23 protein-coding genes and 1 riboswitch are annotated in these 26,019 nt (G+C 65.8%); of the genes, 5 read left to right on the plus strand and 18 right to left on the minus strand.

Annotated features, from left to right (window positions below):
• Positions 1-19: 19 nt before the first annotated feature.
• The 9 genes from ACZK0Z_RS21855 to ACZK0Z_RS21895 form a co-directional block, all read right to left on the minus strand.
• Positions 20-1,789: a DUF885 domain-containing protein gene (locus ACZK0Z_RS21855; RefSeq protein ID WP_049426736.1), complete on the minus strand. Its 1,770-nt coding sequence runs from the start codon at positions 1,787-1,789 to the stop codon at positions 20-22.
• 246 nt (positions 1,790-2,035) lie between these two features.
• A complete protein-coding gene (locus tag ACZK0Z_RS21860) occupies positions 2,036-2,383 on the minus strand; it encodes a lipid-A-disaccharide synthase N-terminal domain-containing protein (RefSeq protein ID WP_197632582.1) in 348 nt (115 codons plus the stop codon).
• Entirely contained in the window at positions 2,383-3,105 is a 723-nt protein-coding gene (locus ACZK0Z_RS21865; protein ID WP_049443806.1) for a glycosyltransferase family 2 protein, read from the minus strand. Before ACZK0Z_RS21865 ends, ACZK0Z_RS21860 begins: the two co-directional genes overlap by 1 nt.
• Before the next feature lie 89 nt (positions 3,106-3,194).
• Entirely contained in the window at positions 3,195-4,160 is a 966-nt protein-coding gene (locus ACZK0Z_RS21870; protein ID WP_197632581.1) for an NAD-dependent epimerase/dehydratase family protein, read from the minus strand.
• Between the two features lie 51 nt (positions 4,161-4,211).
• Entirely contained in the window at positions 4,212-4,943 is a 732-nt protein-coding gene (locus tag ACZK0Z_RS21875) for a suppressor of fused domain protein (protein ID WP_336339720.1), read from the minus strand.
• 126 nt (positions 4,944-5,069) lie between these two features.
• Positions 5,070-5,993: a ParB/RepB/Spo0J family partition protein gene (locus ACZK0Z_RS21880; protein WP_019338308.1), complete on the minus strand. Its 924-nt coding sequence runs from the start codon at positions 5,991-5,993 to the stop codon at positions 5,070-5,072.
• Positions 5,993-6,790 carry a ParA family protein gene (locus tag ACZK0Z_RS21885; protein ID WP_032128472.1) on the minus strand — a complete coding sequence of 266 codons (798 nt, stop codon included), beginning with the start codon at positions 6,788-6,790 and terminating at the stop codon, positions 5,993-5,995. Before ACZK0Z_RS21885 ends, ACZK0Z_RS21880 begins: the two co-directional genes overlap by 1 nt.
• A 112-nt stretch (positions 6,791-6,902) precedes the next feature.
• Positions 6,903-7,541, minus strand: coding sequence for a 16S rRNA (guanine(527)-N(7))-methyltransferase RsmG (gene rsmG / locus ACZK0Z_RS21890; protein ID WP_049436024.1), 639 nt, complete (start codon positions 7,539-7,541; stop codon positions 6,903-6,905).
• 39 nt (positions 7,542-7,580) lie between these two features.
• Positions 7,581-8,180, minus strand: a complete 600-nt coding sequence (locus ACZK0Z_RS21895; protein ID WP_197632610.1) for a 4'-phosphopantetheinyl transferase superfamily protein — start codon at positions 8,178-8,180, stop codon at positions 7,581-7,583.
• An 84-nt stretch (positions 8,181-8,264) separates the two neighbouring features.
• On the opposite strand from ACZK0Z_RS21895, the gene ACZK0Z_RS21900 reads away from it, so the two are divergent.
• Positions 8,265-8,516 carry a GlsB/YeaQ/YmgE family stress response membrane protein gene (locus ACZK0Z_RS21900; RefSeq protein ID WP_005411656.1) on the plus strand — a complete coding sequence of 84 codons (252 nt, stop codon included), beginning with the start codon at positions 8,265-8,267 and terminating at the stop codon, positions 8,514-8,516.
• 72 nt (positions 8,517-8,588) lie between these two features.
• Here the strand turns inward: ACZK0Z_RS21900 and xth are convergent, their stop codons facing one another.
• The 4 genes from xth to ACZK0Z_RS21920 form a co-directional block, all read right to left on the minus strand.
• Entirely contained in the window at positions 8,589-9,356 is a 768-nt protein-coding gene (gene xth / locus ACZK0Z_RS21905; protein ID WP_197632579.1) for an exodeoxyribonuclease III, read from the minus strand.
• A gap of 170 nt (positions 9,357-9,526) precedes the next feature.
• Positions 9,527-10,936 (minus strand): aldehyde dehydrogenase family protein, encoded by a 1,410-nt coding sequence (locus ACZK0Z_RS21910; protein ID WP_197633287.1) that lies wholly within the window; start codon positions 10,934-10,936, stop codon positions 9,527-9,529.
• Between the two features lie 127 nt (positions 10,937-11,063).
• A complete protein-coding gene (locus ACZK0Z_RS21915; RefSeq protein WP_049432129.1) occupies positions 11,064-11,603 on the minus strand; it encodes a DUF3304 domain-containing protein in 540 nt (179 codons plus the stop codon).
• Positions 11,604-11,657: 54 nt separating this feature from the next.
• Positions 11,658-12,152, minus strand: coding sequence for a hypothetical protein (locus ACZK0Z_RS21920; protein WP_152906616.1), 495 nt, complete (start codon positions 12,150-12,152; stop codon positions 11,658-11,660).
• Between the two features lie 405 nt (positions 12,153-12,557).
• Here ACZK0Z_RS21920 and ACZK0Z_RS21925 point away from each other — a divergent pair, with 405 nt between their 5' ends.
• Positions 12,558-13,241 carry a hypothetical protein gene (locus ACZK0Z_RS21925; protein WP_197633288.1) on the plus strand — a complete coding sequence of 228 codons (684 nt, stop codon included), beginning with the start codon at positions 12,558-12,560 and terminating at the stop codon, positions 13,239-13,241.
• A gap of 44 nt (positions 13,242-13,285) precedes the next feature.
• The gene (locus ACZK0Z_RS21930; protein ID WP_197633289.1) at positions 13,286-13,930 is read left to right on the plus strand and encodes a hypothetical protein; all 645 of its coding nucleotides are present in this window, start codon (positions 13,286-13,288) and stop codon (positions 13,928-13,930) included.
• Between the two features lie 280 nt (positions 13,931-14,210).
• Here the strand turns inward: ACZK0Z_RS21930 and ACZK0Z_RS21935 are convergent, their stop codons facing one another.
• Together ACZK0Z_RS21935 and ACZK0Z_RS21940 are read right to left on the minus strand one after the other, a co-directional pair.
• The gene (locus tag ACZK0Z_RS21935) at positions 14,211-15,872 is read right to left on the minus strand and encodes an MFS transporter (RefSeq protein ID WP_057494016.1); all 1,662 of its coding nucleotides are present in this window, start codon (positions 15,870-15,872) and stop codon (positions 14,211-14,213) included.
• A 113-nt stretch (positions 15,873-15,985) separates the two neighbouring features.
• The gene (locus tag ACZK0Z_RS21940; protein ID WP_197633290.1) at positions 15,986-17,413 is read right to left on the minus strand and encodes a DcaP family trimeric outer membrane transporter; all 1,428 of its coding nucleotides are present in this window, start codon (positions 17,411-17,413) and stop codon (positions 15,986-15,988) included.
• 245 nt (positions 17,414-17,658) lie between these two features.
• On the opposite strand from ACZK0Z_RS21940, the gene acs reads away from it, so the two are divergent.
• Both acs and ACZK0Z_RS21950 read left to right on the plus strand, forming a co-directional pair.
• A complete protein-coding gene (gene acs / locus ACZK0Z_RS21945; protein WP_049432091.1) occupies positions 17,659-19,602 on the plus strand; it encodes an acetate--CoA ligase in 1,944 nt (647 codons plus the stop codon).
• Positions 19,603-19,697: 95 nt separating this feature from the next.
• Complete coding sequence (locus ACZK0Z_RS21950; RefSeq protein ID WP_005411662.1) at positions 19,698-20,363, plus strand: response regulator transcription factor; 666 nt, start codon at positions 19,698-19,700, stop codon at positions 20,361-20,363.
• A 91-nt stretch (positions 20,364-20,454) separates the two neighbouring features.
• Here the strand turns inward: ACZK0Z_RS21950 and ACZK0Z_RS21955 are convergent, their stop codons facing one another.
• From ACZK0Z_RS21955 to ACZK0Z_RS21965, 3 genes are all read right to left on the minus strand, one after another.
• Positions 20,455-20,910 carry an REP-associated tyrosine transposase gene (locus ACZK0Z_RS21955; protein ID WP_049432088.1) on the minus strand — a complete coding sequence of 152 codons (456 nt, stop codon included), beginning with the start codon at positions 20,908-20,910 and terminating at the stop codon, positions 20,455-20,457.
• Positions 20,911-21,056: 146 nt separating this feature from the next.
• The gene (locus ACZK0Z_RS21960; protein ID WP_049432085.1) at positions 21,057-21,632 is read right to left on the minus strand and encodes a manganese efflux pump MntP; all 576 of its coding nucleotides are present in this window, start codon (positions 21,630-21,632) and stop codon (positions 21,057-21,059) included.
• An 89-nt stretch (positions 21,633-21,721) separates the two neighbouring features.
• A riboswitch (yybP-ykoY riboswitch) is annotated at positions 21,722-21,811 on the minus strand.
• Positions 21,812-22,516: 705 nt separating this feature from the next.
• The gene (locus ACZK0Z_RS21965) at positions 22,517-25,975 is read right to left on the minus strand and encodes a hybrid sensor histidine kinase/response regulator (protein WP_049430260.1); all 3,459 of its coding nucleotides are present in this window, start codon (positions 25,973-25,975) and stop codon (positions 22,517-22,519) included.
• Between the last annotated feature and the right edge of the window lie 44 nt (positions 25,976-26,019).

A 26,019-nucleotide genomic window follows, 5' to 3' on the forward strand; every position in this document is an offset into this window, starting at 1 on the left:
TGACCCGATCACACGACGGTCAGGCCTTCTTGCGTTCGGCGATGTAGGCCTGGATCTGTTGTTCCAGCACCGGCAGCGGCACCGAGCCCTGCTTCAGCAGGGTGTCGTGGAAACCCTTGATGTCGAACTTGTCGCCAAGCTCCTTCTCGGCCTGCGCACGCAGGCGCACGATGGCGATCTCGCCCAGCTTGTAGCTCAGCGCCTGGCCCGGCCAGGAGATGTAGCGATCCACTTCGGTGGTCACTTCATGCTCGCTCAGCGCGGTGTGGTCGCGCAGGTAGGCCAGCGCCTGCTCGCGGGTCCAGCCCTTGCTGTGCACGCCGGTGTCGATCACCAGGCGCGCCGCACGCCACATTTCGTAGGTCAGGCGGCCGAAATCCTCGTACGGGGTTTCGTAGATGCCCATCTCCACGCCCAGCTTCTCGCAGTACAGCGCCCAGCCTTCGCCATAGGCGGAGATGTAGGCGTTGCGGCGGAACTCGGGCAGGTTCTTCTGCTCGGCGGCGATGGCGCCCTGCAGCGCGTGGCCCGGATCGGATTCATGCAGGGTCAGCGCCGGCAGGTTGTACAGCGGGCGCGATGGCAGGTTGTAGGTATTGAGCCAGTAGGTGCCCATGCCACCACGGCCGGCAGTCCAGAACGGCGCGATATCCGGCGGTACCGGCACGATGGTGAAGCGCGCGCGCGGCAGCGTCATGTACTTGCCGAGCTGGCCATCGGCGCGCTTGGAGATCCACGCAGCACGCGACAGCAGCTCTTCCGGCGTCTTGGCATAGAACTGTGGATCGGTACGCAGGAAGGTCAGGAACTCGGCGAAGCTGCCCTTGAACTTCACCTGCTTGATGATGTCGTTCATCTCGCCTTGGATGCGTGCGACTTCCTCCAGGCCGATGCGGTGGATCTCGTCAGGCGACAGGTCCAGCGTGGTGTATTCGTGGATCTGCTGCTTGTAGTACGCCTTGCCATCGGGCATCGCTTCGGCGGCCAGGGTGGTGCGCGCCTGCGGCACGTACTCGCTGACGAAGAAGGTGCGCAGCTGCTGGAACGCCGGCACCACCTTGCCGCTGATCGCCGCGCGCGCCTGCGCCTGCAGCCTGGCCTGTTCGGCGGCCGGAACAGTATTGGGCAGCTTCTTGAACGGCGCATACAGCGGCGATTCGGTCGGGTCCTTCAGCTCGGCGACGGTGGCGATGGACACCTCGCGGCCATCGAGCACCGCACGCGGCACGCTGAAACCACGCTTCAGGCCGGCGCGCATGTTCTCGGTCTGCTGACCGAAGTAGCGCGGTACGTCATTCAAGCGTGCGATGTAGTTCTGGTAGTCCTGCACGGTCTTCATCTCGCGCCGCGCCATGAAGGACAGGTTGGACCAGAACGAGGAGTCGGCGTTGAACGGCATCTCATAGCCGCGCAGGCGCACTTCCTCGGCCAGGTTGAACACCTGGTCGTGGTAGATCGCGTAGTTGACCTGGTTGTCGGGCGAGAGCGTCTTCGGATCGATCTTCTTCAATGCGGCCAGGGTTTCATCCCAGACCTTCAGGCGCGCCTGCTGCGCGGCCGGGCCGACGTCGGGCATGCGGGTGGCGTTGGCCGGGGCGTCTTCGTCCTCGCTGGCCTCGCCGCCGCCTTGCTGGCGCCATTTCCATTCCTTCTCATACAGTGCGCGGAAGGCGGCATCGGCAGGCGATTCGGTGGCGACGCTGGCCGGCGCGGCGGCGGGCGGCGCGGCCAGGGCCACGGCGGGGGCGGACAGGGCGATCAGCAGGGCAACGGCAAGACGGGTTTTCACGAGCACAGGTTCCCGGGAAGGCAGACCCCGATCATGGCACCCCCCACCGCCCGTGGCATGGGACGAAGGTCCTGCCTGCAACAAGGCAGGACCGGGCACCGGCCGCAGGCCGGGTCCCCAGCGCCGACCAGGTAGAGCCGACTGTTAGTCGGCTGCTCTTCTGCCAGATGTGGCAAAGCCCGCGCTCCGCGCGAAAGTCGACTGACAGTCGACTCTACCCACAGCAGACCGCGTCCCGGCGCAGCCTCAATGGCCGGCTTTGTCGCGTTTCCAGCCGCGGTGCTTGATGTCCAGGTGCAGGCTGTACAGCGCGGTGAACGCCGGGAACAGGTTCTGCAGCACGCCTACCGAGTCCTGCTTGGCCGAGAACAGGAAATAGCTCAGCGTCATCAGGCTGCCGATCACGCTCATGTACCAGAACAGGCGCGGGATGACCGGCTTGCCGGCGCGCTTGGAGGCAATGAACTGGACCAGCCAGCGGCCGCCGAACATCAGCGCGCCGGTATAACCGATCAGCTTCCAGCCGGTCACATGCAGGCCGGTCCAGTACAGCCAGGTCAACGGCTGGTCCAGCCAGTGCAGCTCCAGATCCATCAACGCTCCTCCACCGCGGTGCGCTTGCTGCGGGTGATCAGCCACGCCACGCCGCGCAGGTCGCGGATGCCGACCAGCGCGCGACCGAGGTTGTTGTACTTGGACACGCCTGCGGTGCGGTGACGGTGGTTGACCGGCACGCTGGTGGTCTTCCAGCCGGCGCGCTGCATCAGCGCCGGCAGGTAGCGGTGCATGTGGTCGAAGTACGGCAGGTCGAGGAACGCGCTGCGCTCGAACAGCTTGATGCCGCAGCCGGTATCGGGGGTATCGTCGCGCAGCATGCGCGCGCGGATGGCGTTGGCCCAGCGGCTGGCCCAGCGCTTGCTGCCGCTGTCCTGGCGGTTGACGCGCCAGCCGGCGAACAGCTTCACCTGGGCCTCGGCGGCATCGCGCGCGGCCAGCAGCTTGGGAATATCGGCCGGATCGTTCTGGCCGTCACCATCGAGGGTGGCGATCCACGGTGCGCGCGCGTGCTTGACGCCGGTGCGCACGGCGGTGCTCTGCCCGCTCTGGTTCACGTGGTGCAGCACCCGCAGTTCCGGCGTGGTCGCCTTCAGGCCCTGCAGCACGGCCAGGGTGTCATCGCGCGAGTGGTCGTCGATGTAGACGATCTCGAACGGCAGCCGGCCGCGCAGCGCGGCGGTGATTTCAGCGACCAGCGGGGCGACGTTGTCACGCTCGTTGAACACTGGAACGACAACGGAAAGCTCGGGTTGGCTCATAAGGCACTCGGCCAAGGGGGGACAAAGAGCGCGCATTCTCCGAAACCGAGGTTATCCGAAGATGAACCCCGTGGCGTGAGGATCCATCCTCAGGCGCGATCGCCAAAATACTCGCGGCACCACTGCACCACAGGCGGCAGGCCTTCTTCGATCGGGGTCACCGCATCGAAGCCGAAAGCGTCATGTGCGCGCCGGGTATCGGCCATCGTGCGCACCATGTCGCCGGGCTGCATGGGCTTGTAGACCTTCTGCGCGGGGCGGCCGGCGGCCTGCTCGATGACGCTGATGAAGCGCTCCAGCTCGACCGGCGTATGGTTGCCGAGGTTGAACACCCGGTGCGGCACCGGGCCGTCGGCCGGATGCGCGAGGGCGCCGAGGATACCGGACACAATGTCGGAGACATGTGTGAAATCACGCTGCATGCGGCCTTCGTTGAACACGTCGATGGGGCGCCCGGCCAGCACCGCGCGCGAGAACAGCAGCGGTGCCATGTCCGGCCGGCCCCACGGGCCATACACGGTGAAGAAGCGCAGGCCGGTGGCATGCAGGCCGTACAGCTGCGCGTAGGTGTAGGCCATCAGCTCATTGGCCGCCTTGGTCGCCGCGTACAGCGAGCGCGGCTGGTCCACGCGCTGGTCTTCGGAGAACGGCGGCGTGGCCGAATCGCCGTACACCGAACTGCTGGAGGCATACACCAGGTGCTGCACGCCGCGATGACGGCACAGTTCCAGCATGTTGACGAAGCCGACCAGGTTGCTGTCAACGTAGGCCTGCGGGTTTTCCAGCGAATAGCGCACGCCGGCCTGCGCGGCCAGGTGGATCACTGCGGTCGGCTGCACTTCATCGAACAGCGCGGCCAGGCCGTCGCGGTCGGTCAGGTCCAGCGTGCGCAGGTCCAGCGCCGGGCACAGCGCGGCGACGCGGTCGCGCTTGATCTGCGGGTCGTAGTAGTCGTTGAAGTTGTCCAGGCCGACCACGGACTGGCCGGCCTGCAGCAGCGCGCGTGCGGTATAGGCACCGATGAAGCCGGCAGCGCCGGTGAGCAGGATGGTCATTGCAGTTGCCTGGAAATCAATGGGTACAGGTGCAGAGGATACGCTGCGGGCTCAGAACAGCCCGAAACGCTTCTTGGCCACGTTGCCGCGGCCGGGTTCGATCACGTCCTGGATCTTCTTCGCATCGAAGCGGTCGAGCAGCGCTTCGGCGCCCTTCTTCAGCTTCAGGTCCATCTCTTCCGGGTACAGCGGAACCAGGGTCATGAAGCTGATGATCTTGCCGTCGTCCAGTTGCAGCGTGGCGAAGTCCTCCGGGGTGGTCACCGGCGGCAACACGATGGCACCGTCGAAGCCCACCCCCGGCGCATAGGGCTCGCTGGGATGGCCGTTGGGAATGGTGTGGCCGAAGCCCAGCCAGGTGTCGTACTCGTGCGGCAGCCGCGCCATGCCCTTCAAAAGGCGCACCGGCCAGTAGTTGCGCTCGTCCTCGAAGGCGTCCTGGGAGATCGGCCAGTCGGCCGGCAGGGTCACCATCAGCTCCATGTAGCGCGGCACGTCCGCATCCACTTCCGCTGGCACGGTCATCGGCAGGTCGCTCATGCCGGAGGTGACCAGGCGCAGGTACGGGAACTGGTCATTGGCCGGCACCACATGCACGTCGATGTGCACCAGGTCGGAGATGATTTCGTGGAAGACACCGGAAACCGGGCCGAGATGGCGCTCGATGTGGGCGCTGATCGCCTCGATGTGTGCTTCGCCCTGCGCGGGGCTGAAGTCTTTCTGGCGGCTGTGCACCATGATCGGGCTGCCGCCCGGACTGACGTCGTCGAATGTGTTGCTCATGTCCTGCTCCCTGGATGAGGCCACGGACCGGAGAGCAGTGCATCCCCCGGCGCGCGCGGCGGTGCGTTCCCTGTCATCTACAGGACGCAGCAGGAACAGGCCGCATCCCCTGGCGCTGCGCCGGGCTCAGCCCTGGCGCGTACGCAGTTTTTCCAGCACGCCGTCCAGGGTATCCAGATCGGTGTAGTGGATGATCAGCTTGCCCTTGCCGCCGCGGCCGTGGCTGATCGCCACCTTGGCACCCAGCGCTTCGGACAGTTCGGTTTCCAGCGACGCGATGTCGGCCTGCTGCACCTTCGGCGTGGCGACCGGGCGGTTGCTCGGCACCTTGCCGGCGGCGAAGGCCTGCGCCCGGCGCTCGACTTCACGCACCGACCAACCCTCATCGGCCGCTTCCTGCGCCAGCTTGCCGGCCAGCTCGGGGGCCAGCGTCAGCAGCGCACGGGCATGGCCCATTTCCAGGCGACGGGTTTCCAGCAGCAGGCGGATGGCCACCGGCAGCTCCAGCAGGCGCAGCAGGTTGGACACCGCCGCGCGCGAGCGGCCGACGGCCTCGGCGGCCTCGGCATGGGTGAGGGTGAATTCGCTGATCAGGCGCTGCAGCGCCTCGGCTTCTTCCAGCGGGTTGAGGTCTTCGCGCTGGATGTTCTCGATCAGCGCCATCGCGATGACGGTGCGGTCTTCCAGCTCGCGCACCACCACCGGCACTTCGTCCAGGCCGGCCAGCTGCGATGCGCGCCAGCGGCGCTCACCGGCGACGATTTCGTAGTTGCCCGCCGGCAGCTGGCGCACCAGGATCGGCTGGATCACGCCCTGCGACTTGATCGAGTCGGCCAGCTCGGACAGCTTGCCCTCGTCCATCTCGCGGCGCGGCTGGTACTTGCCCGGCTGCAGCTGGCCCACGGCCAGCTTGCGCAGCACTTCACCCGGCAGCGGCTCGATCACCGCGGTGGTGGCCTGCACCTGGCTGACCGCTCCCTTGGGACCCAGCAGCGCATCCAGGCCACGGCCGAGGCCTCGCTTCTTGGCTGCCGGCTTGCTGCTGGTCATCAGACGGTCTCCACGGCCTTGGCGGCCTTGTTGCGTTCGTTGTTGCGGCGGATGATCTCGCCGGCCAGGCCCAGGTAGGCCACGCCACCGCGCGAGGCGCGGTCGTAGCCGACGATGCTCTGGCCATGGCTGGGCGCCTCGGCCAGGCGCACGTTGCGCGGCACGATGGTGCGGAACACGCGGTCGCCGAAGTGCTCGGTAAGCTCGGCCGACACCGCGTTGGCCAGGTTGTTGCGCACGTCGAACATGGTGCGCAGCACGCCTTCGATCTCCAGCGCCGGGTTGAGGTTGGCACGCAGCGCTTCGATGGTTTCCACCAGCGCGCTCAGGCCTTCCAGTGCGTAGTACTCGCACTGCATCGGCACGATCACCGAATCGGCGGCGGCCAGCGCGTTGAGCGTCAGCAGCGACAGTGCCGGCGGGCAGTCGATCAGGATGTAGTCGTACTCGTCGCGGATCGGTGCCAGCGCGCGCTTCAGCCGCTGCTCGCGCTCGCTCTGCGCCATCAGCTGGATCTCGGCGGCGGTCAGGTCGATGTTGCCGGGCAGCAGGTCGTAGCCTTCGGCGGTCTGCACGCGTACATCGGCGGCGCTGGACTCGCCCAGCAGCAGATCGTAGGTGGAGGAGACCAGCTCACGCTTGTCCACGCCACTGCCCATGGTCGCGTTGCCCTGCGAATCCAGGTCGACCAACAGCACGCGCTTGGGTGCGTTGGCCAGGGAAGCGGCCAGGTTGACGGCGGTCGTGGTCTTGCCGACGCCACCCTTCTGGTTGGCGATGGCGATGATGCGGGCCATGCGGGTGTGCCTCGTCGACGTGTGCTGGGACCGGTCATTATGCGTACAACCGGCCCCTTGCGGAAATCGTGAATCGCCAACCCGTTGTTCCACAAGGGGCTGGCGGCGGGAATCAGGGACCTGTAACGGTGACCAGGTGGCGTTCGCCGGCCAGGCCGGGCACGCTCAGCGGGGTCACCTCACGCACCTGCCAGCCAGCCGGCAGGTCCGCGATCTCTTCATGCGGGTAGACGCCCTTCATGGCCAGCAGCACGCCGCCGGGGCGCAGCAGGTGGCCACCGACGCGGACGATGCCGGCCAGGGTGTCCATCGCGCGCGCGGTCAGCTGGTCGTAACGACCGGCCTCGTCCAGCGCCTCGGCGCGCGATTCGGCCACGCGGGCGTTGTCCAGGCCGAGCTGGCGCACGGCCTCGCGCATGAAGCGCGCCTTCTTGCCGTTGCTCTCGACCAGGGTGACCTGCAGGCCCGGGCAGGCGATCGCCAGCGGGATGCCGGGCAGCCCGGGGCCGGTACCGAGGTCGGCCAGGCTGCCATCAGCCACGAACGGCTGCATTGCCAGCGAATCGAGCAGGTGGCGGGTAACCATCTCCTGCGGGTCGCGGATGGCGGTGAGGTTGTAGGTGCCGTTCCAGCGGTGCAGCAGGGCCAGGTAGCGCAGCAGCGGCGGCGCCAGCGCGGCGTCCAGGCCCATGCTGGCCAGGCCCTGTTCCAGCGTGGCAGCCACGCTGGCGGGAAGTGGGTGTTCGCTCATGCTGCCATTATCGCTGGTTTTGCACGCTGATTCCCCGCTTCAGTGCGGATACCAAGCCAATGCGGCACGGAACTGGCCGCTGGCCTGCCATTCGTGCAGGTGCCAGCGCGCGGCCTCGCCCAGTTCCGGGTCGCACCAGCGCAGGTGCAGGGCGCCATCGGCCCCCGGCGCCAGCTGCAGGCGGTGCAGGCCGAACGAGATGCCCTGCCCATGCGCCTTCAGGATGGCCTCCTTGATGCACCACACGCGGAAGAACCAGTGCTCGCGCCCGGCCTCGTCCAGGCTTTCCAGCCAGGCCACTTCCTCGGGGTGGAAGAAACGCTGCACGATCTCCAGCAGGCGGGCCCGCGGCCGCAGCAGTTCCAGGTCCACGCCCAGCCGCACACCCTCGCCCAGCGCCACCAGCAACACCTCGCCGCTGTGGCTCCAGCCAGTGCCGTAGTGGGCCAGCGCGCCGCTCAGCTCCGGCCGGCCCTTGTCGTCGCGGACCAGCGGCAGCGCCTCCGGATCGGTACCCAGTGCCTGTGCCAGCACCTGCCGCGCCTGCGGTTCACCACGCTGGCCCGGCACATGCGGGCGCCGCCAGACCGTCACCGGACCGAAGCGCCACGGGCCGTCCAAGGTCGCTGGCAGGCTCATCCGCACGCGCCCATCACGCAATTCCACGACGGGTTCACAGCCCTGCGCGTCAACTGGTCACAGTTCCCCACCGGAGGTTCGATCATGGGCATCATCATCTGGCTGATCGTCGGCGGCATCGTAGGCTGGCTGGCCAGCATCATCATGAAGCGCGATGCCCAGCAGGGCATCATCCTCAATATCGTGGTCGGCATCGTCGGCGCGCTGATTTCCGGCTGGCTGTTCGGCGGCGGCATCAACGAAGCGATCACCATCCGCACCTTCCTGTTCTCGCTGATCGGTGCGGTGATCCTGCTGGCGATCGTCAACCTGTTCACCCGCAAGAGCATACGGTGATCTGAGGGTAGTGTCGGCCGCCGGCCGGCAGACCTTCCAGAACGGGCCCGGCAATCGTCGGGCCCCGTTCGTTCAACCCAACTGCACCCACGCCGGCGCATGGTCGCTCGGGCGTTCCCAGGTACGCGGTTCGCGGTCGATGCCCGAGGCCACCGCACTGCCCTTCAGCGCGTCGGAGACCAGGGTCAGGTCGATGCGCAGGCCCAGGTTGCGGCGGAAACCGGCGGCGCGGTAATCCCACCAGCTGAAGGTACCCGCCTCGTCATTGTGCAGGCGGAAGCCATCGTGCAGGCCCAGCTGCAGCAGCTTGTTGAGCGCGCCGCGCTCGGCGGTGGAGGTCAGGATGTGGTTGTCGTTCCACACCTCCGGATCGTGCACGTCGCGCGCGTCCGGGGCGATGTTGAAGTCGCCCATCACGATCAGCTTCGGGTGCCGCTGCAGTTCTTCGGCGATCCAGGCATGCACCGCGTCCAGCCAGCGCAGCTTGTAGTCGTACTTGTCGGTGCCGATGTCCTGGCCGTTGACCACGTACAGGTTGATCACCCGCAGGTCGCCGAAGGTGCCGGCGATGACGCGCTTCTGCTCGTCCTCGAAGCCGGGAATGCCGATCTGCACGTCCTGCGCCGGCTCACGCGACAGCAGCGCCACGCCGTTGTAGGTCTTCTGGCCGGCGAACACGCTGCGGTAACCCGCGGCGATCAGCGCCGAATCGGGGAACTTGTGGTCCTCCAGCTTGGTTTCCTGGATACCGACGATGTCCGGGCCGAACTCCTTGAGCCACTGCTCCAGGTGCGGCAGGCGGACATTGAGCGAATTGACGTTCCACGAGGCGATCTTCATGGGCGCATTCTACCTGGGTGGGCGGGATGGGGGTCGGCCCGGATTCCCGTGTAGAGCCGAGCCCACGCTCGGCTGCATTGATCGGGCACCCAGCCAAGAGCAGCCGAGCGTAGGCTCGGCTCTACAGAAGAATCGGGCCCTGATTCAGTAGAGCCACGCCCTGCCTGGGTTCACCGCAGCAGCAGCTTCAACAACCCCGCAATCTTCGAATATGGCGGCCGCAGCCGGTCGCTGGCGGCCCAGCGCGACTGCCACAGCACCGGCAGCCGCTTGCTCATTGCATCGAACCCGGCCTGCCCGTGGTACGCGCCCATGCCGCTGGCCCCTACCCCGCCAAACGGCAGGCCATCGGCGGCGAAGTGCAGCAGCGTGTCATTCACCGTCACCCCGCCCGCCACCACCTGGCCGAGGATGCGCTCCACCGTCGCCGTGTCATGGCTGAAGGGATACAGCGCCAGGGGCCGGTCACGCGACAGCACGTCGGCCAGCGCAGCATCCAGATCCGGGTAGGCCCGCACCGGCAGGATCGGCCCGAAGATCTCCTCGCGCATCAGGTCCAGGTCGTCCGGCGGGTCCAGCACCACGGTCGGCACCAGCAGGCGCTCACGGTCAGCACGCGCATCATCCACCTGCGCCAGCGGAATCACTGGCACACCGCGTTCGCGCGCCTGCGCCAGATAGCCCTGCAGGCGCCGGTACTGGCCTTCGTTGATGATGCGCGTGTAGTCGTCGGCATCGCTGAAATCGCCGTAGCGCTCGCGCACCTGCTGCTGCAGCGCCTGTACGAACTCGCGCTGGCGAACGGTATCGATCAGCACATAATCCGGCGCGATGCAGGTCTGGCCGGCGTTGAACCACTTGCCGGTGGCCAACCGCGCGGCGGCCTTGTCCAGCGGGAAATCGCGACAGACAATCGCCGGCGACTTGCCGCCCAGTTCCAGCGTGACCGGCACCAGATGCTCGGCTGCGGCCGCCATCACCTTGCGACCAACGGCCGTCGAGCCGGTGAACAGCAGATGGTCCAGCGGCAGCGACGACACCGCTGCGGCCACATCCGCCCCGCCCTGCACCACCGCCACCCGATCGGGCGGGAACACACTGGCCAGCAGATCGGCCAGGAACGCGCTGGTGCGCGGCGTGTGTTCAGAGGGCTTCAGCAGCACGTGGTTGCCAGCGGCAATCGCGGTGGCCAGCGGCACCAGGGCCAGCGTGACCGGGTAATTCCAGGGCGAGATCACCCCGACCGCGCCCAGTGGCGTCGGCCGCAGCTGCGCGCGCGCCGGCCACAGCTTCCAGCCCGCCGATGCCCGCTGCGGCTTCGACCAGCGCCGCAGGTGGCGGCGCAGGTGGTCGATGGCCGACAGCACGCTCATGCCATCGGCCAGTTTCGATTCGGTGTGGGCGCGGTGGCCGAAGTCCTCGGCGATGGCCTGGGCCATTTCGTCCAAGCGCGGCTTCAATGCCTCGCGCAGGCGGTGCAGGTCATTCTCGCGCTGGTCGAGCGAAGGGCGCTGCGACTGCCAGGCGCTGCGCAGGGTGTGCAGGATGGCGGGGAGGTCGGCTGGGGCGATGGTGGTCATGGGCCGATTGTAGGGTCGAGCCGTGCTTGGCTCGCATGCCAACCTTCACGTCCTGGCACGGGGTCTCATTCGGACACCTCCCAACCGCCTTGCATGCGTTCACCCTCGCATGCAAACCCGTCCATCACTACGCCTTCTTCTGGTCGGTAGGTTCTGCCGGGCATGACTGAGGTTCTGGCAACTCAAGCGGGATTTTGATCGGGTACTCGGGGCTGCTGTACGCGTAACAGGAGGTGGTGACCTGAATCTCATCGCAGGGCAGGAAATGCACGGTGATGCCGCAGACGTCCTGGCCGGTGTAGTCCGGGACGGGGACGACTTTGCTTTGCCTGCGCTTCTGCGCCAGGATTTTTTCTCTCCAAGCCAGAACTTTGGACCAATCTTCTGTCCCAGGAAAATCTATCGAGCTTCCTGCACCCGTTTCCCAGTCAACCCGCACCGTCAGCCCCGGATACCAGCGCTCTGGTGCACCGTAGCAGCAGCCTCCACCCCCGCCTTGATATGGGCCAATGATGTCAACGGCTGAACGACCATCGACACTGAACCGGTTGATCGCCCAGTGGGTGTGGTTGACGCCATAGATCGCACTCGCATCCACAGCGTAGGCAGACAAGAGCAGAGGTGGGCCAGCAAGAAATGCCAGCGCCACGCGCTTCAAAGCAAACATCATTGAAACTCCATAATGTATAGCCCTCATTTCTTGTCCGAGGGCACCAATGCCCTACTCAGGCGCAAACTCCCGCCTCCAGTCACGCAGCATCTCGACCTCCCGCGCGATCAGTGCTGATTCTGCTGCGGGCGCGTCGGAGAACTGTTCGCCCGACACTGGAATCCTCTTCAGGGGGACATTCCGATCACCTACGAAGAAGTGGGGTGTAAAGCAGTAAGGCTCATCCCCCGATTCCGTGGGCTGCTTCACCAACGTCGCGAACACGGCATTCGTCGGCACGCTCGGTTTGGCGGCTGAACACCACGGATGCGACGAGACGATGTCCTGAATCCGCGCACCAGCCCGACGTAACTCCGTGGGACTGAAAACCTTGCCGAGAGAGACGCGATGTACCCGATAGGTGTCGACTTCCGGTTGCGCCTCGACAAGCCATCCTGAGTTGTCATGCGATGTGCAACTGCAATCGCAGGTCACCAGCGTTGCGTTTGGTACGGCGTTGTTCCAGGACAGCCAGACCTTCTCTGTCTTGCAAAGTTGTTTGATCACGGGCGATCTTTCCTCGACTCGCAGGCTTCCCTGCGGTGTCGCACCGTCGGCAGCTACATGCGTTTCAGCGCCAGCCGCTGACGCTGAGACAGTGATGATCGCTGCCAGAAGTACCCTGCGCATGTCCCGATCCGATTCGATGAATCACACATGCTATGGGGCGTACTGACGAACAAAGGGAGTTCGGGCCATTTGCGTCAGAAGTTGGCAGTTCTTGCTAGAAGCCCCCGTCTTCCGTGTGGCTGGATACGTCATCCCGCACCGGTACGATCAAATACTGGGCTGATATGTAGATTCGTACTTGTTTCATTGCCGCACGACGTCAGCGCGCTGAAGGTAGTGTTCCACCTCCAATAACATGCGTAGATGCGACGCGTATTTGCATTTCTGACCGGATGTCTTCTCATGGCCGGAACTGCCGATGCCAGCGAGCAGTCCATTGATGTCGCGGAAGTCGGCCTGAACGCCGAGCACGAACACATCCCGTTGGTAGGCGACACCCTGGCTGCCGTCGTCGGCGATCTCGAGGGCGATGCCACACCCGGTGCCAGTATTGGCAGGGTGCTCGAGATACTTGCAGAGAGACTCGAACGTACGACCTGCTATCTACAGCCCCCCGTCAAAGACAGCTCACGTTCGTCCGGCGTGACCTGCGGCGGACCCGATGTAGACAGCGTCTTCCCGTACTACACCGCCTTGCGGCAGGCGAAGACACCAGCAGAGCACGAGAGTCGAGGCCGTCGCTTCCTGGACGCCTATACGGCGTTGCTCAGGGATGCGCCGGATGTCGCCCTCACGCGACCAAACGAAGATGAGGCGGCAGATGGGTTGTTACATGTGCTCTTCCCGTTCAAGGCCTGGGACGAGAAGCTGAACGTTCCACGCCATGACGTGTACTTCCCGTTTGTTCCTGTGTGCAACCTCGTTGTCGCTCGCGCTGCGCGCTGCCCGGAAGCCGACCAGTTGCGCAGAAAGATCGGGCAGGCAGGCGATGAGAGTGAACAGCGCTTGTTCTGCCTCAAGGAGTTCTCGAGGCGACAGCTGGCGGAGGAAGGTGAATGTCCCGAAGTGACCAACACGAGCCCCTGATGCCCATCGCATGCTCCCGCCTGAAGATGACGGTTTCCTGGAGAATGAACTTGTTGAGCTTGATCTTCACTCTGCTTGCAACACTGGCTTCAACAGAGGATACGAAGGCTGGCAGCGGGAGATGGGTGCACGCTGGCAGCAACATCACACTGCGATACGACGGCGAGGAGAGCGGTCGCTACCGGAACCTGTCGGTGATGAAGCAGGGCAAACTGGTGCGCCGCATGGCACTCGGCAAGCGCTCGTACTCTCTGTTCGAGTACGACCCCGATCCGACGACGTCCCCTGACGGTCGGTATGTGCTTGTCACTGACTTGGAATCCGGGGAGGTTGGCTTGACGGATGGGCGCGGTTCTCTGCATGAAAGGCAGTACTGCGGTTTCATCGACACACAAAGCGGCTGCCTGTTCGCGCGTCAGACCGGGCAATTCTGTGGAGGGCAGTTCAATGACGCTGGCGCCTGGGTATCTTCGGCGCTTCCAGAGCTGATCCTTGCTGATGGGCGCCCCACCGCGGAGGACTATGTCTCAGGCCGCCTGAGTCCCTCGGATGCACCCGATGGTTCCCTCGACAATCTGCTTCGCTGCGACCCACCAGGCCCAGGCAACAGGGACCACTACGGGAAGCTGATCGATGCGGGGATCTTTGACGTCCCTCCCTCGCAGAGAAGGGCACTGTACGGCGGGTAGAGCCTACTGTTGATCGACTGCACCAGGCTCTAACTTGCACTGCCTACCGCGATTGAGTCAGATCCCTTTCGCATGCGAAAGGGATCTGACCCCGGGCGCGATACGGGCTGTGGCTTCGGATGCTTGTCAACCGCGATGACGGCATTGAGTGCTGTCTGTTCGCGTCTGCGGAATTCTGTGCCGCGCGTTGCACGGTCGCCGAGCATGGCTCGGCGCTACAGGGAAACGAAAAGGCCGTGGTCTGCACCACGGCCTCTCCTTCATCTGATGAACATCATTCTTACTTGGTGATATCCACGTCCTTGGTCTCGCGCAGGAACAGGCCGCCGATCACCACCGACATCAGCGCGATGATGATGGGGTACCACAGGCCGTAGTACAGGTTGCCGGTACCGGCCACCAGCGCGAACGAGATCGCCGGCAGGAAGCCACCGAACCAGCCGTTGCCGATGTGGTACGGCAGCGACATCGAGGTGTAGCGGATGCGGGTCGGGAACAGTTCCACCAGGTAGGCAGCAATCGGACCGTAGACCATGGTCACGTACAGCACCAGCAGCCACAGCATGAAGATGGTGCCGGCGATGTTGATGCGGGCGCCATCAGCCTTGGCCGGATAACCGGCGGTGGTCAGGGCAGTCTTCAGTTCCGCACCGAATGCATCGGCCTTGGCCTTGCCTTCTTCCTTGGTCAGGCCAGCGGCCTCATACGAGGTGACGCTGGCACTGCCCACGTTCACCATCGCCAGCGAACCGGCGGCGGCGGGCTGCACGTCGTACGGCACACCGGCCTTGGTCAGCGCGGCGGTGGCCACGTCGCAGGAGCTGGTGAACTTGCGCAGGCCCACCGGATCGAACTGGAACGAGCAGGTGTTCGGATCGGCCACGACCAGCGCCGGCGAGCTGCTGCGGGCTTCTTCGATGGCCGGGTTGGCGAAGTGGGTCAGGCCCTTGAAGATCGGGATGTAGGTAACAGCTGCCAGCAGGCAGCCGGCCAGGATGATCTTCTTGCGGCCGATACGGTCGGACAGCCAGCCGAAGAAGATGAAGAACGGCACGCCCAGCGCCAGCGCCGCCGCGATCAGCAGGTAGGAGGTGGTGGCATCAACCTTGAGCATGCTGCTGAGGAAGAACAACGCGTAGAACTGGCCGCCGTACCAGACCACGGCCTGGCCGGCTGCAGCGCCGAGCAGGACCAGCAGCATCAGCTTCAGGTTGCCGCCCTTCAGGCTGTCACGGAACGGCGTCTTGGAGCCCTTGCCCTCGGACTTCATCTGCTGGAACAGCGGCGATTCGCTCAGCTGCAGGCGGATCCATACCGACACGCCCAGCAGCAGGATCGATACCAGGAACGGGATGCGCCAGCCCCAGGCTTCGAAGGCTTCATTGCCCAGGAAGTAGCGGCAGGCCAGGATGATCAGCAGCGACATGAACAGGCCGAGCGTGGCGGTGCACTGGATGAAGCTGGTGTACAGGCCGCGCTTGTCGTCCGGCGCATGCTCGGCCACGTAGGTGGCGGCACCGCCGTACTCGCCGCCCATCGCCAGGCCCTGGGCCAGGCGCAGGATGATCAGGATCACCGGCGCGGCGAAACCGATCGAAGCGTAGTTGGGCAGTACGCCGACCAGGAAGGTCGAGATGCCCATGATCAGGATGGTGACCAGGAAGGTGTACTTGCGGCCGATGCGGTCGCCGAGGCTGCCGAAGAAGGCCGCACCGAACGGGCGCACGAAGAAGCCGGCGGCGAACGCCAGCAGGGCGAAGATCATGCCCGTGGTTTCATTGACGCCACTGAAGAACTGCTTGGCGATGATGGCCGCGAGCGAGCCGTACAGGAAGAAGTCATACCACTCGAAGACCGTGCCGAGGCTCGAGGCGAAGATGACCTTCTTGTGGCCCTTGGTCAGGGTGCCCGCTTTATGTGCGGTGCTGGGTGTACTGGACATGGGACGTTTTCCCTCTGTAGGTGCCGACCGCCGGTCGGCACTCAATCTCGGTAGGTGCCGGTCACCGGACCGGCTCCGCTTTGGGTAGGTGCCGGCCGCTGGCCGGCACGCTCTTAGAAGCTGTACTTGGTGGTGAACTGCAACCGGGTGATGTCACCCTTGTTGCCGTTCTCCACTTCGCGACGGCCGTACATCAGCTCGGCGCCGATATCGACCTTGGGCAGTGGTGAATAGAAGATGTTGCCGCGGATGCTCTGCACGCTCTTGGTCACCAGCGGGCCGAGGATGCTGTCGTTGTCGTAGTCGCTGCGCGCGTAGATCAGGTTGGTGCGCAGCTTCGGCGAGAACGCATGCCGCCAGCCGACATAGCCGGCCAGCACGCCGGTCGGGTTGAGCTCATCGCGGGCCACGTCGTAGGCGCTGTCGGCGGTGATGCCCAGGCCGATGTAGCGGGCGATGCCTTCGCCGCCGGTCAGCTGGTAGTGCAGCGAGTCGCTGTCACCCATCACCCACTTGCCGCCCAGGGTCAGGCCGCCGGCCACCTTGTCGGCCTTCGCGCCGGTGGCCTGGTTGTCCACCTTCAACTGGCGGACGATGCCACCGACACCGAAGGTGCCCCAGTCGCCCTTCCAGCCATAGCGCAGAGTCAGGTCGGGCAGGCTGCCACGGTCGGAGTTGGCGCTGGCGTTGGTCCAGGCACCGGTGACCGGGTTGCGGGTGCCGGTGAGGGTGGTGGTTTCCGGGTTTTCCAGCGCGACGCTGAAGCCGCCCTGGGTGTAGCGCACCTGGGCCTGGCGCACGAAGATCACGCCATCGGTGGGGCCGACGAAGTCGACCGCTTCGGGCAGTGCGGCCGCGTCCATGAAGTTGGACCAGGTCTGGCCGGCCATCCAGTTGTTCCAGTACATGTAGGCGTGGCGCAGGGTCACACCGTAGGTATTGGTGGCGGTCTGGTTGCCCAGCGAATTGCCGAAGAAATCCATCTCGAAGAACGCACCGGCCTTGTTGCCCGATTCGCTCACGTTGTCGATGCCCAGGTTGAAGCGCGAGAACTTGGCGTGGGCGTTGAAGTCGGTGCCCGAACGCTTGCCGCTGCCGCCGGCGCCTTCCACCGGGGTCTGGCCCGGCAGGTACAGCGAGCGGCCGGTGGCGTCGTCGGCCAGCTGGCCATCGCTGGTCTGGGTGGCCAGGAAGTCGGCCTTGATGAAGCCGCCGATCTTGACCGTGGTACCCGGCGCTGCGCCCGGGGTGATGGTGGTGACCTGGATCGGCTGCTTGCCGGCCGGCACCTGTGCGACCGGCTTCTGCTCGGCCTGCACCGTGCGCACTTCGGTCACCGCCTGCTGGGTCTGGCTGATCTGGGTCTGTTGTTGTTGCTGCGAAGACAGCAGCAGCTGGACCTGGCGTTCCAGTTCGGCAACGCGTGCTTCCAGTGCCTTCTCTTTGGCGGTCTCTGCGAACGCCATGCCCGGTGCGACCAGGGCGACCAACAGGCAGGCCGCCAAAGGTTTGCGCACGGCTTTCAACGTACGGTGGCTCATGTTGCCCTCTCTCCCAAGTGGCAAGGTGATGCCGCGCGTGGGGCACGGTCGAGCCGAGACTGCGGGGCGATTATGTATAGCGGCTATTCGCCATTGGTCGAACCCGGCCCTGCTGGGCGCTCACTTTCGACCATGGTCTAACCAGGGTGGTGACGCGGCCGGGGGTGGATGGGGCAAACTGAGGGGGATCGGTCGCCGCAATGCTGCGACCGCACACACAAAGTCAACGTGCAAGTGAGGGTGCCATGGCTGATATCTACCCCGTCGATCCGCAGTTCGCCGCCAAGGCACGCATCGACAAGACGTCCTACCAACAGCAGTACCAGGCTTCGGTGACCGACCCGGATGGTTTCTGGGGCAAGGCCGCCGAACGGCTGGAGTGGATGCGCAAGCCGACGAAGATCAGGAACGTCAGCTACGACCTGTCCGACTTCCACATCAAGTGGTTCGAGGATGGCGAGCTCAATGCCAGCGTGAACTGCCTGGATCGCCAGCTCGAGAAGCGCGGCGACAAGACCGCCCTGCTGTTCGAGCCGGACGGCCCGGATGCACCCGCCCAGCACGTGACCTATCGCGAGCTGTACGAGCGCACCTGCCGCCTCGGCAATGCGCTGCGCAACCTCGGGGTCAGGAAGGGCGACCGCGTCACCATCTACCTGCCGATGATCGTCGACGCCGCCGTGGCCATGCTGGCCTGCGCGCGCATCGGTGCGATCCACTCGGTGGTGTTCGGTGGCTTCGCGCCGAACTCGATCGCCGACCGCGTCAGCGACTGCCAGAGCAAGCTGATCATCACCGCCGACGAAGGCCTGCGCGGTGGCCGCAGGATTCCGCTGAAGGCCAACGTCGATGCCGCGCTGAAGCTGCCCGGCACCAATACCGTGGAAACCGTGCTGGTGGTGCGCCACACCGGCGGCGCGGTGGACATGCAGGCGCCGCGCGACCGCTGGTTCCATGATGTGGTGGACAGCCAGCCGGCCAGCTGCGAGCCGGAACGCATGAACGCGGAAGACCCGCTGTTCATCCTCTACACCTCCGGTTCCACCGGCAAGCCGAAGGGCGTGCTGCATACCACCGGTGGCTACCTGCTGTACGCAGCCTACACCCATGAAGCGGTGTTCGACCTGCGCGAGGACGACATCTACTGGTGCACCGCCGACGTCGGCTGGGTCACCGGCCACAGCTACATCGTGTACGGGCCGCTGGCCAACGGCGCGACCTCGCTGATGTTCGAAGGCGTGCCGAACTACCCGGACACCTCGCGCTTCTGGAACGTCATCGACAAGCACAAGGTCAGCATCTTCTACACCGCCCCGACCGCCATCCGTGCGCTGATGCGCGAGGGCGAGGAGCCGGTGAAGAAGACCTCGCGCACCTCGCTGCGCCTGCTCGGCAGCGTGGGCGAGCCGATCAATCCGGAAGCCTGGCGCTGGTACTACGAGGTGGTCGGCGACAGCCGTTGCCCGATCGTCGATACCTGGTGGCAGACCGAGACCGGCGGCATCCTGATCTCGCCGCTGGCCGGTGCGATGGATCTGAAGCCGGGTTCGGCCACCCTGCCCTTCTTCGGCGTGCAGCCGGCGCTGGTCAATGCTGATGGCGAGATCCAGGACGGCCCGACCGAGGGCAACCTGATCATCCGTGACTCCTGGCCGGGCCAGATGCGCACGGTGTACGGCGACCACCAGCGCTTCATCGATACCTATTTCCGCACCTACCCGGGCAGCTACTTCACCGGCGACGGTTGCCGCCGCGACGAGGACGGCTATTACTGGATCACCGGCCGCGTTGACGACGTGATCAACGTGTCCGGCCACCGCATCGGCACCGCCGAAGTGGAAAGCGCGCTGGTCTCGCACCCGAAGGTGGCCGAGGCGGCCGTGGTCGGTTTCCCGCACGACGTGAAGGGCCAGGGCATCTATGCCTACGTGACCCTGGTGGCCGAAGAGGCGCCGAGCGACGAACTGCAGAAGGAACTGGTCGCCTGGGTACGCAAGGAAATCGGCCCGATCGCCACGCCGGACCACCTGCAGTGGGCGCCGGGCCTGCCGAAGACCCGCTCGGGCAAGATCATGCGCCGCATCCTGCGCAAGATCGCCGAGAACGCGCCGGACCAGCTTGGCGACACCTCGACCCTGGCCGACCCGTCGGTGGTGGCGTCGCTGGTGGACGAGCGTAAAGTGCGCTGATGCACGACCCGGGGTCGGATCCCTTTCCGCCAGGAAAGGGCTCTGACCCCAGGGGCTCTGACCCCATCTGGTTTCCCCCACGGTTCCCCCCGACCATGACCACCCTCCTGATTGCCGATGACCACCCGCTGTTCCGCGAAGCCCTGCGCGGCGCCGTGCAGCGGGTCATCCCCGGCGTGCAGCTGTTCGAGGCCGACAGCGTGGAAGCGCTGTATGCACTGGCCGATCAGCACAACGACGCCGACCTGGTCCTGATGGACCTGAACATGCCCGGTGCGCAGGGCTTCAACGCACTGGTGCACATGCGCTCGCTGCACCCGCACCTGCCGGTGGTGGTGGTCTCCGCGCGCGAAGAAGCGACGGTGATGCGGCGTGCGCTCGACCACGGCGCGCTGGGCTTCATTCCCAAGTCGGCCGACTCGGACACCATCGGCCATGCGCTGGGCACCATCCTCGATGGCGAGACCTGGGCACCTCCGGAAGCGCACAACGTGCCACCGACCGAGCGAGAGGAGCGCGAAGTCGGCCAGCGTCTGCGCGAGCTGACCCCGCAGCAGTTCCGCGTGCTGCAGATGCTGGGCGCAGGCCGCTTGAACAAGCAGATCGCCTACGACCTCAACGTCTCCGAAGCAACGATCAAGGCCCACGTCACCGCCATCCTGCGCAAGCTCGGCGTGACCAACCGCACCCAGGCCGTGCTGATGGCCGGCAAGCTGGCCATCGACGACGACGCCATTGTGCTGCCGCCGGAAGAAGATTGACCGTGACGGGCTGCGGAGCCGAGCATGGGCATCTCATGATGCCCTTGTAGAGCCGAGCCCACGCTCGGCTGCTCTTCGTCTGAAGACCACACTAGTCCCGCAGAGGCCACCTGCTCCAGGCGTGGGGATATTCACCGAGACAGTTGGCCAGCCCTGCGCGTACTGGATTGGCCGCGATATACACCGCCTGCGTGCGCAGGCATTCATCCCTGCGCAACGCATGGTCGTAGTACCCCGGCTGCCAGATCGGTGCATTCGCATCAACACGCCTGGCGATGGATCGTCCACTCCTGGACTTCAGGATCTGCATGCAGCCGGCGAGCGTGCCGGTACGCAACTCGATCAACCAGTGCAGGTGATCCGGCATGATCACCCAGGCGAGGGAGAAGCTTCGACCCGTCCGCTCTACCGTGCGCAGGGCTTCGATCAGCAGATCAACGTTGGCCTTGTCACTGAACCAGGGACGGCGCGCACGCGTCACCGTGGTGATCGCATAGACATTGCCGGTATGCGACCAACGACCATAACGGAGTGCGGGACTGGCCATGCAGGAAGACTATGACGCAGCAGACGATCTCCACATCAGCGAAATGCTGCGCTGCATGTCGGCCATTGCCGCAATGTAGAGCCGAGCCCACGCTCGGCTGCTTCGCACGCCAGCCGAGCATGGGCTCGGCTCTACAGGTCCGTGTGTTACGCCACACCGTGCAGGTGTTCGTACAGGATCGTCGCGCCGATGATCACCAGGATCACGCCGCCGATGATCTCGGCACGCTTGCCGACCATGCTGCCCAGTACGCGGCCAAGCATGATGCCGACGGTGACCATGGTCAGCGTGCACAGGCCAATGACCGCGGCCATCACGCCGATATGCACGTCCATGAAGGCCAGGCCGATACCCACCGCCATCGCATCGATGCTGGTGGCGAAACCGGTCAGTGCCAGCTTCCAGAAGCCGTGGTGCTGCGAGGGGTCTTCGTCTTCCTCGGCACTGTCCGGACGCAGGCCGTTGTAGATCATGTGGATGCCCAGCGCGCCGAGCAGGCCGAAGGCGATCCAGTGGTCGAAGGCCTCGACGTACTGCAGGGCGGCACGGCCGAGCAACCAGCCGATGATCGGCGTGATCGCCTCGATGACGCCGAAGATGATGCCGGCGCGCAGCGCATCGCGGAACACCGGCTTGCGCATGGCAGCACCCTTGCCGATCGCCGCGGCGAAGGCATCGGTGGACATGGCAAAGCCGATCAGGAGGATCGAAATGGGGGACATTGGCGGCTGCTGAAGGTCGGGCAAGGACGGACGCACGGCTCGCGCTCGCGCCCAACCTGACGTTGCGCGCGCGGGCCGCTGGTCTCGCCAACCATCATGGTTGTCCACGCCACGGCGCACTGGCCGAGTATGTTGACGTGGACGATTCCTGCGAAGGAATCCGGCTACTCCCCAAGGGGACGCGCAGCTTAGCACCGCGATCCGCGCGTGGCGCATTTCCAGACAAACGCGCAGGCAGGGCTGGTTTGTATAGCGATGGCTATATCAGCGCCGCGCTGCACGTGCGAGCCGAGCGTGGGCTCGGCTCTACAGAGGGGTCGCGCAACCGGGAACTTGTAGAGCCGAGCCGATGCTCGGCTGCTGTTCGGTCGGACCACGGAATACCACGCACCACGCGCGAGCCGAGCGTGGGCTCGGCTCTACAGAGGGGTCGCGGAACCGGGAACTTGTAGAGCCGAGCCGATGCTCGGCTGCTGTTCGGCCGGACCACGGAATACCACGCACCACGCGCGAGCCGAGCGTGGGCTCGGCTCTACAGAGGGGTCGCGCAACCGGGAACTTGTAGAGCCGAGCCGATGCTCGGCTGCTGTTCGGCCGAACCACGGAATACCACGCACCACGCGCGAGCCGAGCGTGCGCTCGGCTCTACAGAGGGGTCGCGCAACCGGGAATTTGTAACGACGAGCCGATGCTCGGCTGCTGTTCGGTCGGACCACGGAATACCACGCACAACGCGCGAGCCGAGCGTGGGCTCGGCTCTACAGAGGGGTCGCGCAACCGGGAACTTGTAGAGCCGAGCCGATGCTCGGCTGCTGTTCGGCCGAACCACGGAATACAACGCACCACGCGCGATCCGAGCGTGCGCTCGGCTCTACAGTTGCCCGTCAGGCGTCGCTGTTGCCAGCATCGCGCAGTGCGCCCAGGAAGGCGCGCAGCGAGGCCGGCTTGATCGGCTTGGTCAGCACGCGGTAGCCGCGTTCGCGCGCCATCCGCTTCAGCTCGTCGCGGCCATCGGCGGTCAGCAGTGCACCCGGCAGCGGATAGCCGGCCGCTTCACGCAGCGCCACCAGCGCATCCAGGCCATCCATGCGGTCATGCAAGTGGTAGTCCACCAGCATCACCTGCGGGCGCTCGGCAATCTTCTCCAGCGCCTGGTCGACGGTGGCGGCGGTGATCACCTGCACCTGCCAGCGGCCCAGCAGCGCGCGCATGCCGTCGAGGATCTCCTCGTCATTGTCCACGCACAGCACGCGCAGGCCAGCCAGCGAATCGCTGCGCAGCGGCGTGGCCACGGCCTGCACCGGCGTGGCCAGTTCGGTGTAGCCCGGCAGCGGCGCCACACGCGGCAGGATGATCGAGAACATCGAGCCGCTGCCGACGCGGCTGCGGGCATTGAGGCGATGGTCCAGCAGTCGCGAGATACGCTGGCAGATCGACAGGCCCAGGCCCAGTCCCTGCTCGCCCCAGTCGAACGGCTGCTGGTAGCGGTGGAACTCATCGAAAATCTGCCGCATGTGGTGCTCGGGAATGCCGGGGCCGGTATCCCATACCTGCAGCTCCACTTCGTCGCCACGATGGCGCACCGCCAGCACGATGCGGCCCTGCCGGGTATAGCGCAATGCGTTGGCGAGGAAGTTCTGCAGCACGCGGCGCAGCAGGCGGCGATCGCTGCGTACCCAGGCCGGGCGCGCGAACAGGTCCAGGCGCAGGCCACGACCTGCGGCCACCGGCGTGTACTGCGCCGCCAGCTCGCGCATCAACGCGCTCACGTCGAACTCCCCGATCACCGGGTGCAGGCCACCGGCATCCAGGCGCGACACGTCCAGCAGGCCATCAAGAAGTTCTTCGGCAGCACGCAGCGACGCATCCACGCGCTCGGCCAGGTGCTTCTGCTCGTCGCTCACGTGGTCGCTGTCGCGCAGCGCGGAAGCGAACAGGCGCGCGGCGTTCAGCGGCTGCAGCACGTCATGGCTGATCGCCGCCAGGAAGCGCGTCTTCGATTGCTGCGCGACCTCGGCCTCGTGCGAGCGCTCGGCCACGCGCTGTTCCAGCGTCTCGTTGGCTTCCAGCAGTGCCTTTTCCGCGTGCTTGTAATCGGTGATGTCGTTGTAGCTGGTCACGTAGCCGCCGCCGGGCAGTGCCTGGCCGCGCATCTCGATCACCTTGCCGTCGCTGCGGGTGCGCTCGAACACGTGCGGTGAACCGGCGCGCATGTAGCCGATGCGGCGGTTGATCTGCACTTCGATATCGCCCTCGCCCAGCTCGCCACGCTCGGCGTTGTAACGGATCAGGTCGGCCACCGGGCGGCCCACGTAGAGCATGCCGTCGGGGTAGCCGAACATGTCCTGGTAACGGCGGTTCCATGCGGTCAGGCGCATGTCCGGATCGACCACGCTGACCCCGGCACTGATGTTCTCCAGCGTGGTCGACAGGATCTCGCGGTTGAAGCGCAGCTCCTGCCCGGCTTCGTCCAGCACCGCCACCACTTCGCCCAGGTCCATGCCCGAGCCACGCAGCAGGCTGGTCAGCAGCAGGCGCGCCGATGCCGCACCAATCGATGCGGCCAGCAGGCGCTCGGTGAACTGTACCCACGGTCGGTCCGCAGGCGCAGAGGATTGCAGCTCGCGGCCCAGCGACTGCGCCTGCTCGAAGAACGAACGCCGTGCATGGCGTTCGCCGACCACGCGCGAGGCCAGCGCCAGCAGGTCGCCCACGTGCACGTGGCCGGGCCAGCCACCCGCCACCGACGGGCGTTCGGCATAAGGATCGAGGAACGGCGCGGCACGCAGGCGTTCGTCCACGCCGGGGCGCCAACGCGCGGACACCAGCATCATCGTTGCCGCATTCACCAGCAGCGACCAGAAGGTTCCATGGGTCAGCGGGTCCCAGCCGGTCATGCCGAACAGCTGCTGCGGGCGCAGCCACTCGATGCCGAACGGGCCGTGCTGCACCCAGCCCGCGTCAACCCAACCGGCCATGGTCATCGCCGGCAGCAGCAGGGTGTACAGCCAGGTGGCGAAGCCCAGCAGCATGCCCACCTCGACGCCACGGCGGCTGGCGCCGCGCCAGTACAGCCCGCCGATCAGGCCGGGCGCGAACTGCGCCACCGCCGCGAACGCCATCAGGCCGTACGAGGCCAGCGTGCTGTCGTTGCTGCTGGTGCGGTAGTAGCTGTAGGCCATCAATGCCAGCAGCAGGATCGCCAGGCGGCGGATCCACAGCACGCGCGAGGCGACGTCGGCGGCCTCCTGGTGGTCACCGCTCCGGCGCAGCAGCACCGGCATCACCAGGTCGTTGCTGACCATGGTGGCCAGTGCGATGGACGAGACGATGACCATCCCGGTGGCTGCCGAGAAGCCGCCCACATAGGCGATCAGCGCCAGCGCATTGCGGCCCTCGGCCAGCGGCAGCGCCAGCACCATCGAGTCGTCGGCGACGCTGCCGCCGGTGCCGAACAGGGTCACGCCGGCGGTGGCGATCGGCAGCACCATGCCCGAGATCAGCACCAGGTAGCCACCGAACATCCAGCGCGCGCGGCGCACGTCGCGCACGTCACCACACTCGACCACCGCCACGTGGAACTGGCGCGGCAGGCAGATGATGGCCAGGAAACTGAGCAGCGTCTGCGAGATGAATCCCACCGGCGGCAGCCCGGTGAACAGTGTATGCACCGACTCCACCACCGCGTCGGTGCGGTTGCTCAGCCACAGGTAGGCGAACACGCCCACCGCCACCATCGCCAGCAGCTTGATCACCGATTCGAAGGCGATCGCCAGCATCATGCCGTGGTGGTGCTCGGTGGCATCGACCTGGCGGGTGCCGAACAGCGTGGCGAACAACGCCATCAGCAACGCCACGTACAGCGCTGGGTCGGTGAAGAAACCGGTGGGGCCGGTGTTGCCGGTCAGCACCTGCAGGCTCATCGCCACCGCTTTGTACTGCAGGGCGAGGTACGGAATGATGCCGATCAGCGCGATGATCGCCACCAGCGCCGCCAGCCGCCGCGAGCGTCCGAAGCGCGAGGAGATGAAATCGGCGATGGAGACCACGTTCTGGCTGCGCGCGATCAGCGCCAGGCGCTCGATGATGCGCCAGCCGAACAACAGCAGCAGCAACGGACCGATGTAGATCGGCAGGTAGCCGATGCCGTTGCGCACGGCGGTACCCACGGCGCCGTAGAAGGTCCACGACGAACAGTAAACGGCCAGCGCCAGGCTGTAGACCACCGGCCGCAGCCACGGCCGGTCGGGATACATCGGCCGACGGTCACCCCACCACGCTACGCCGAACAGCAGCGCGGCATAGGCAACCGAGACCAGCAGCAGGATCCAACTGGAGACCACGCGTGTGTTTCCGTCGGAGGAACCCGCAGTGTAGGCCAGGCGTG

It is taken from the genome of Stenotrophomonas sp. 116085_Sma (assembly GCF_056479585.1).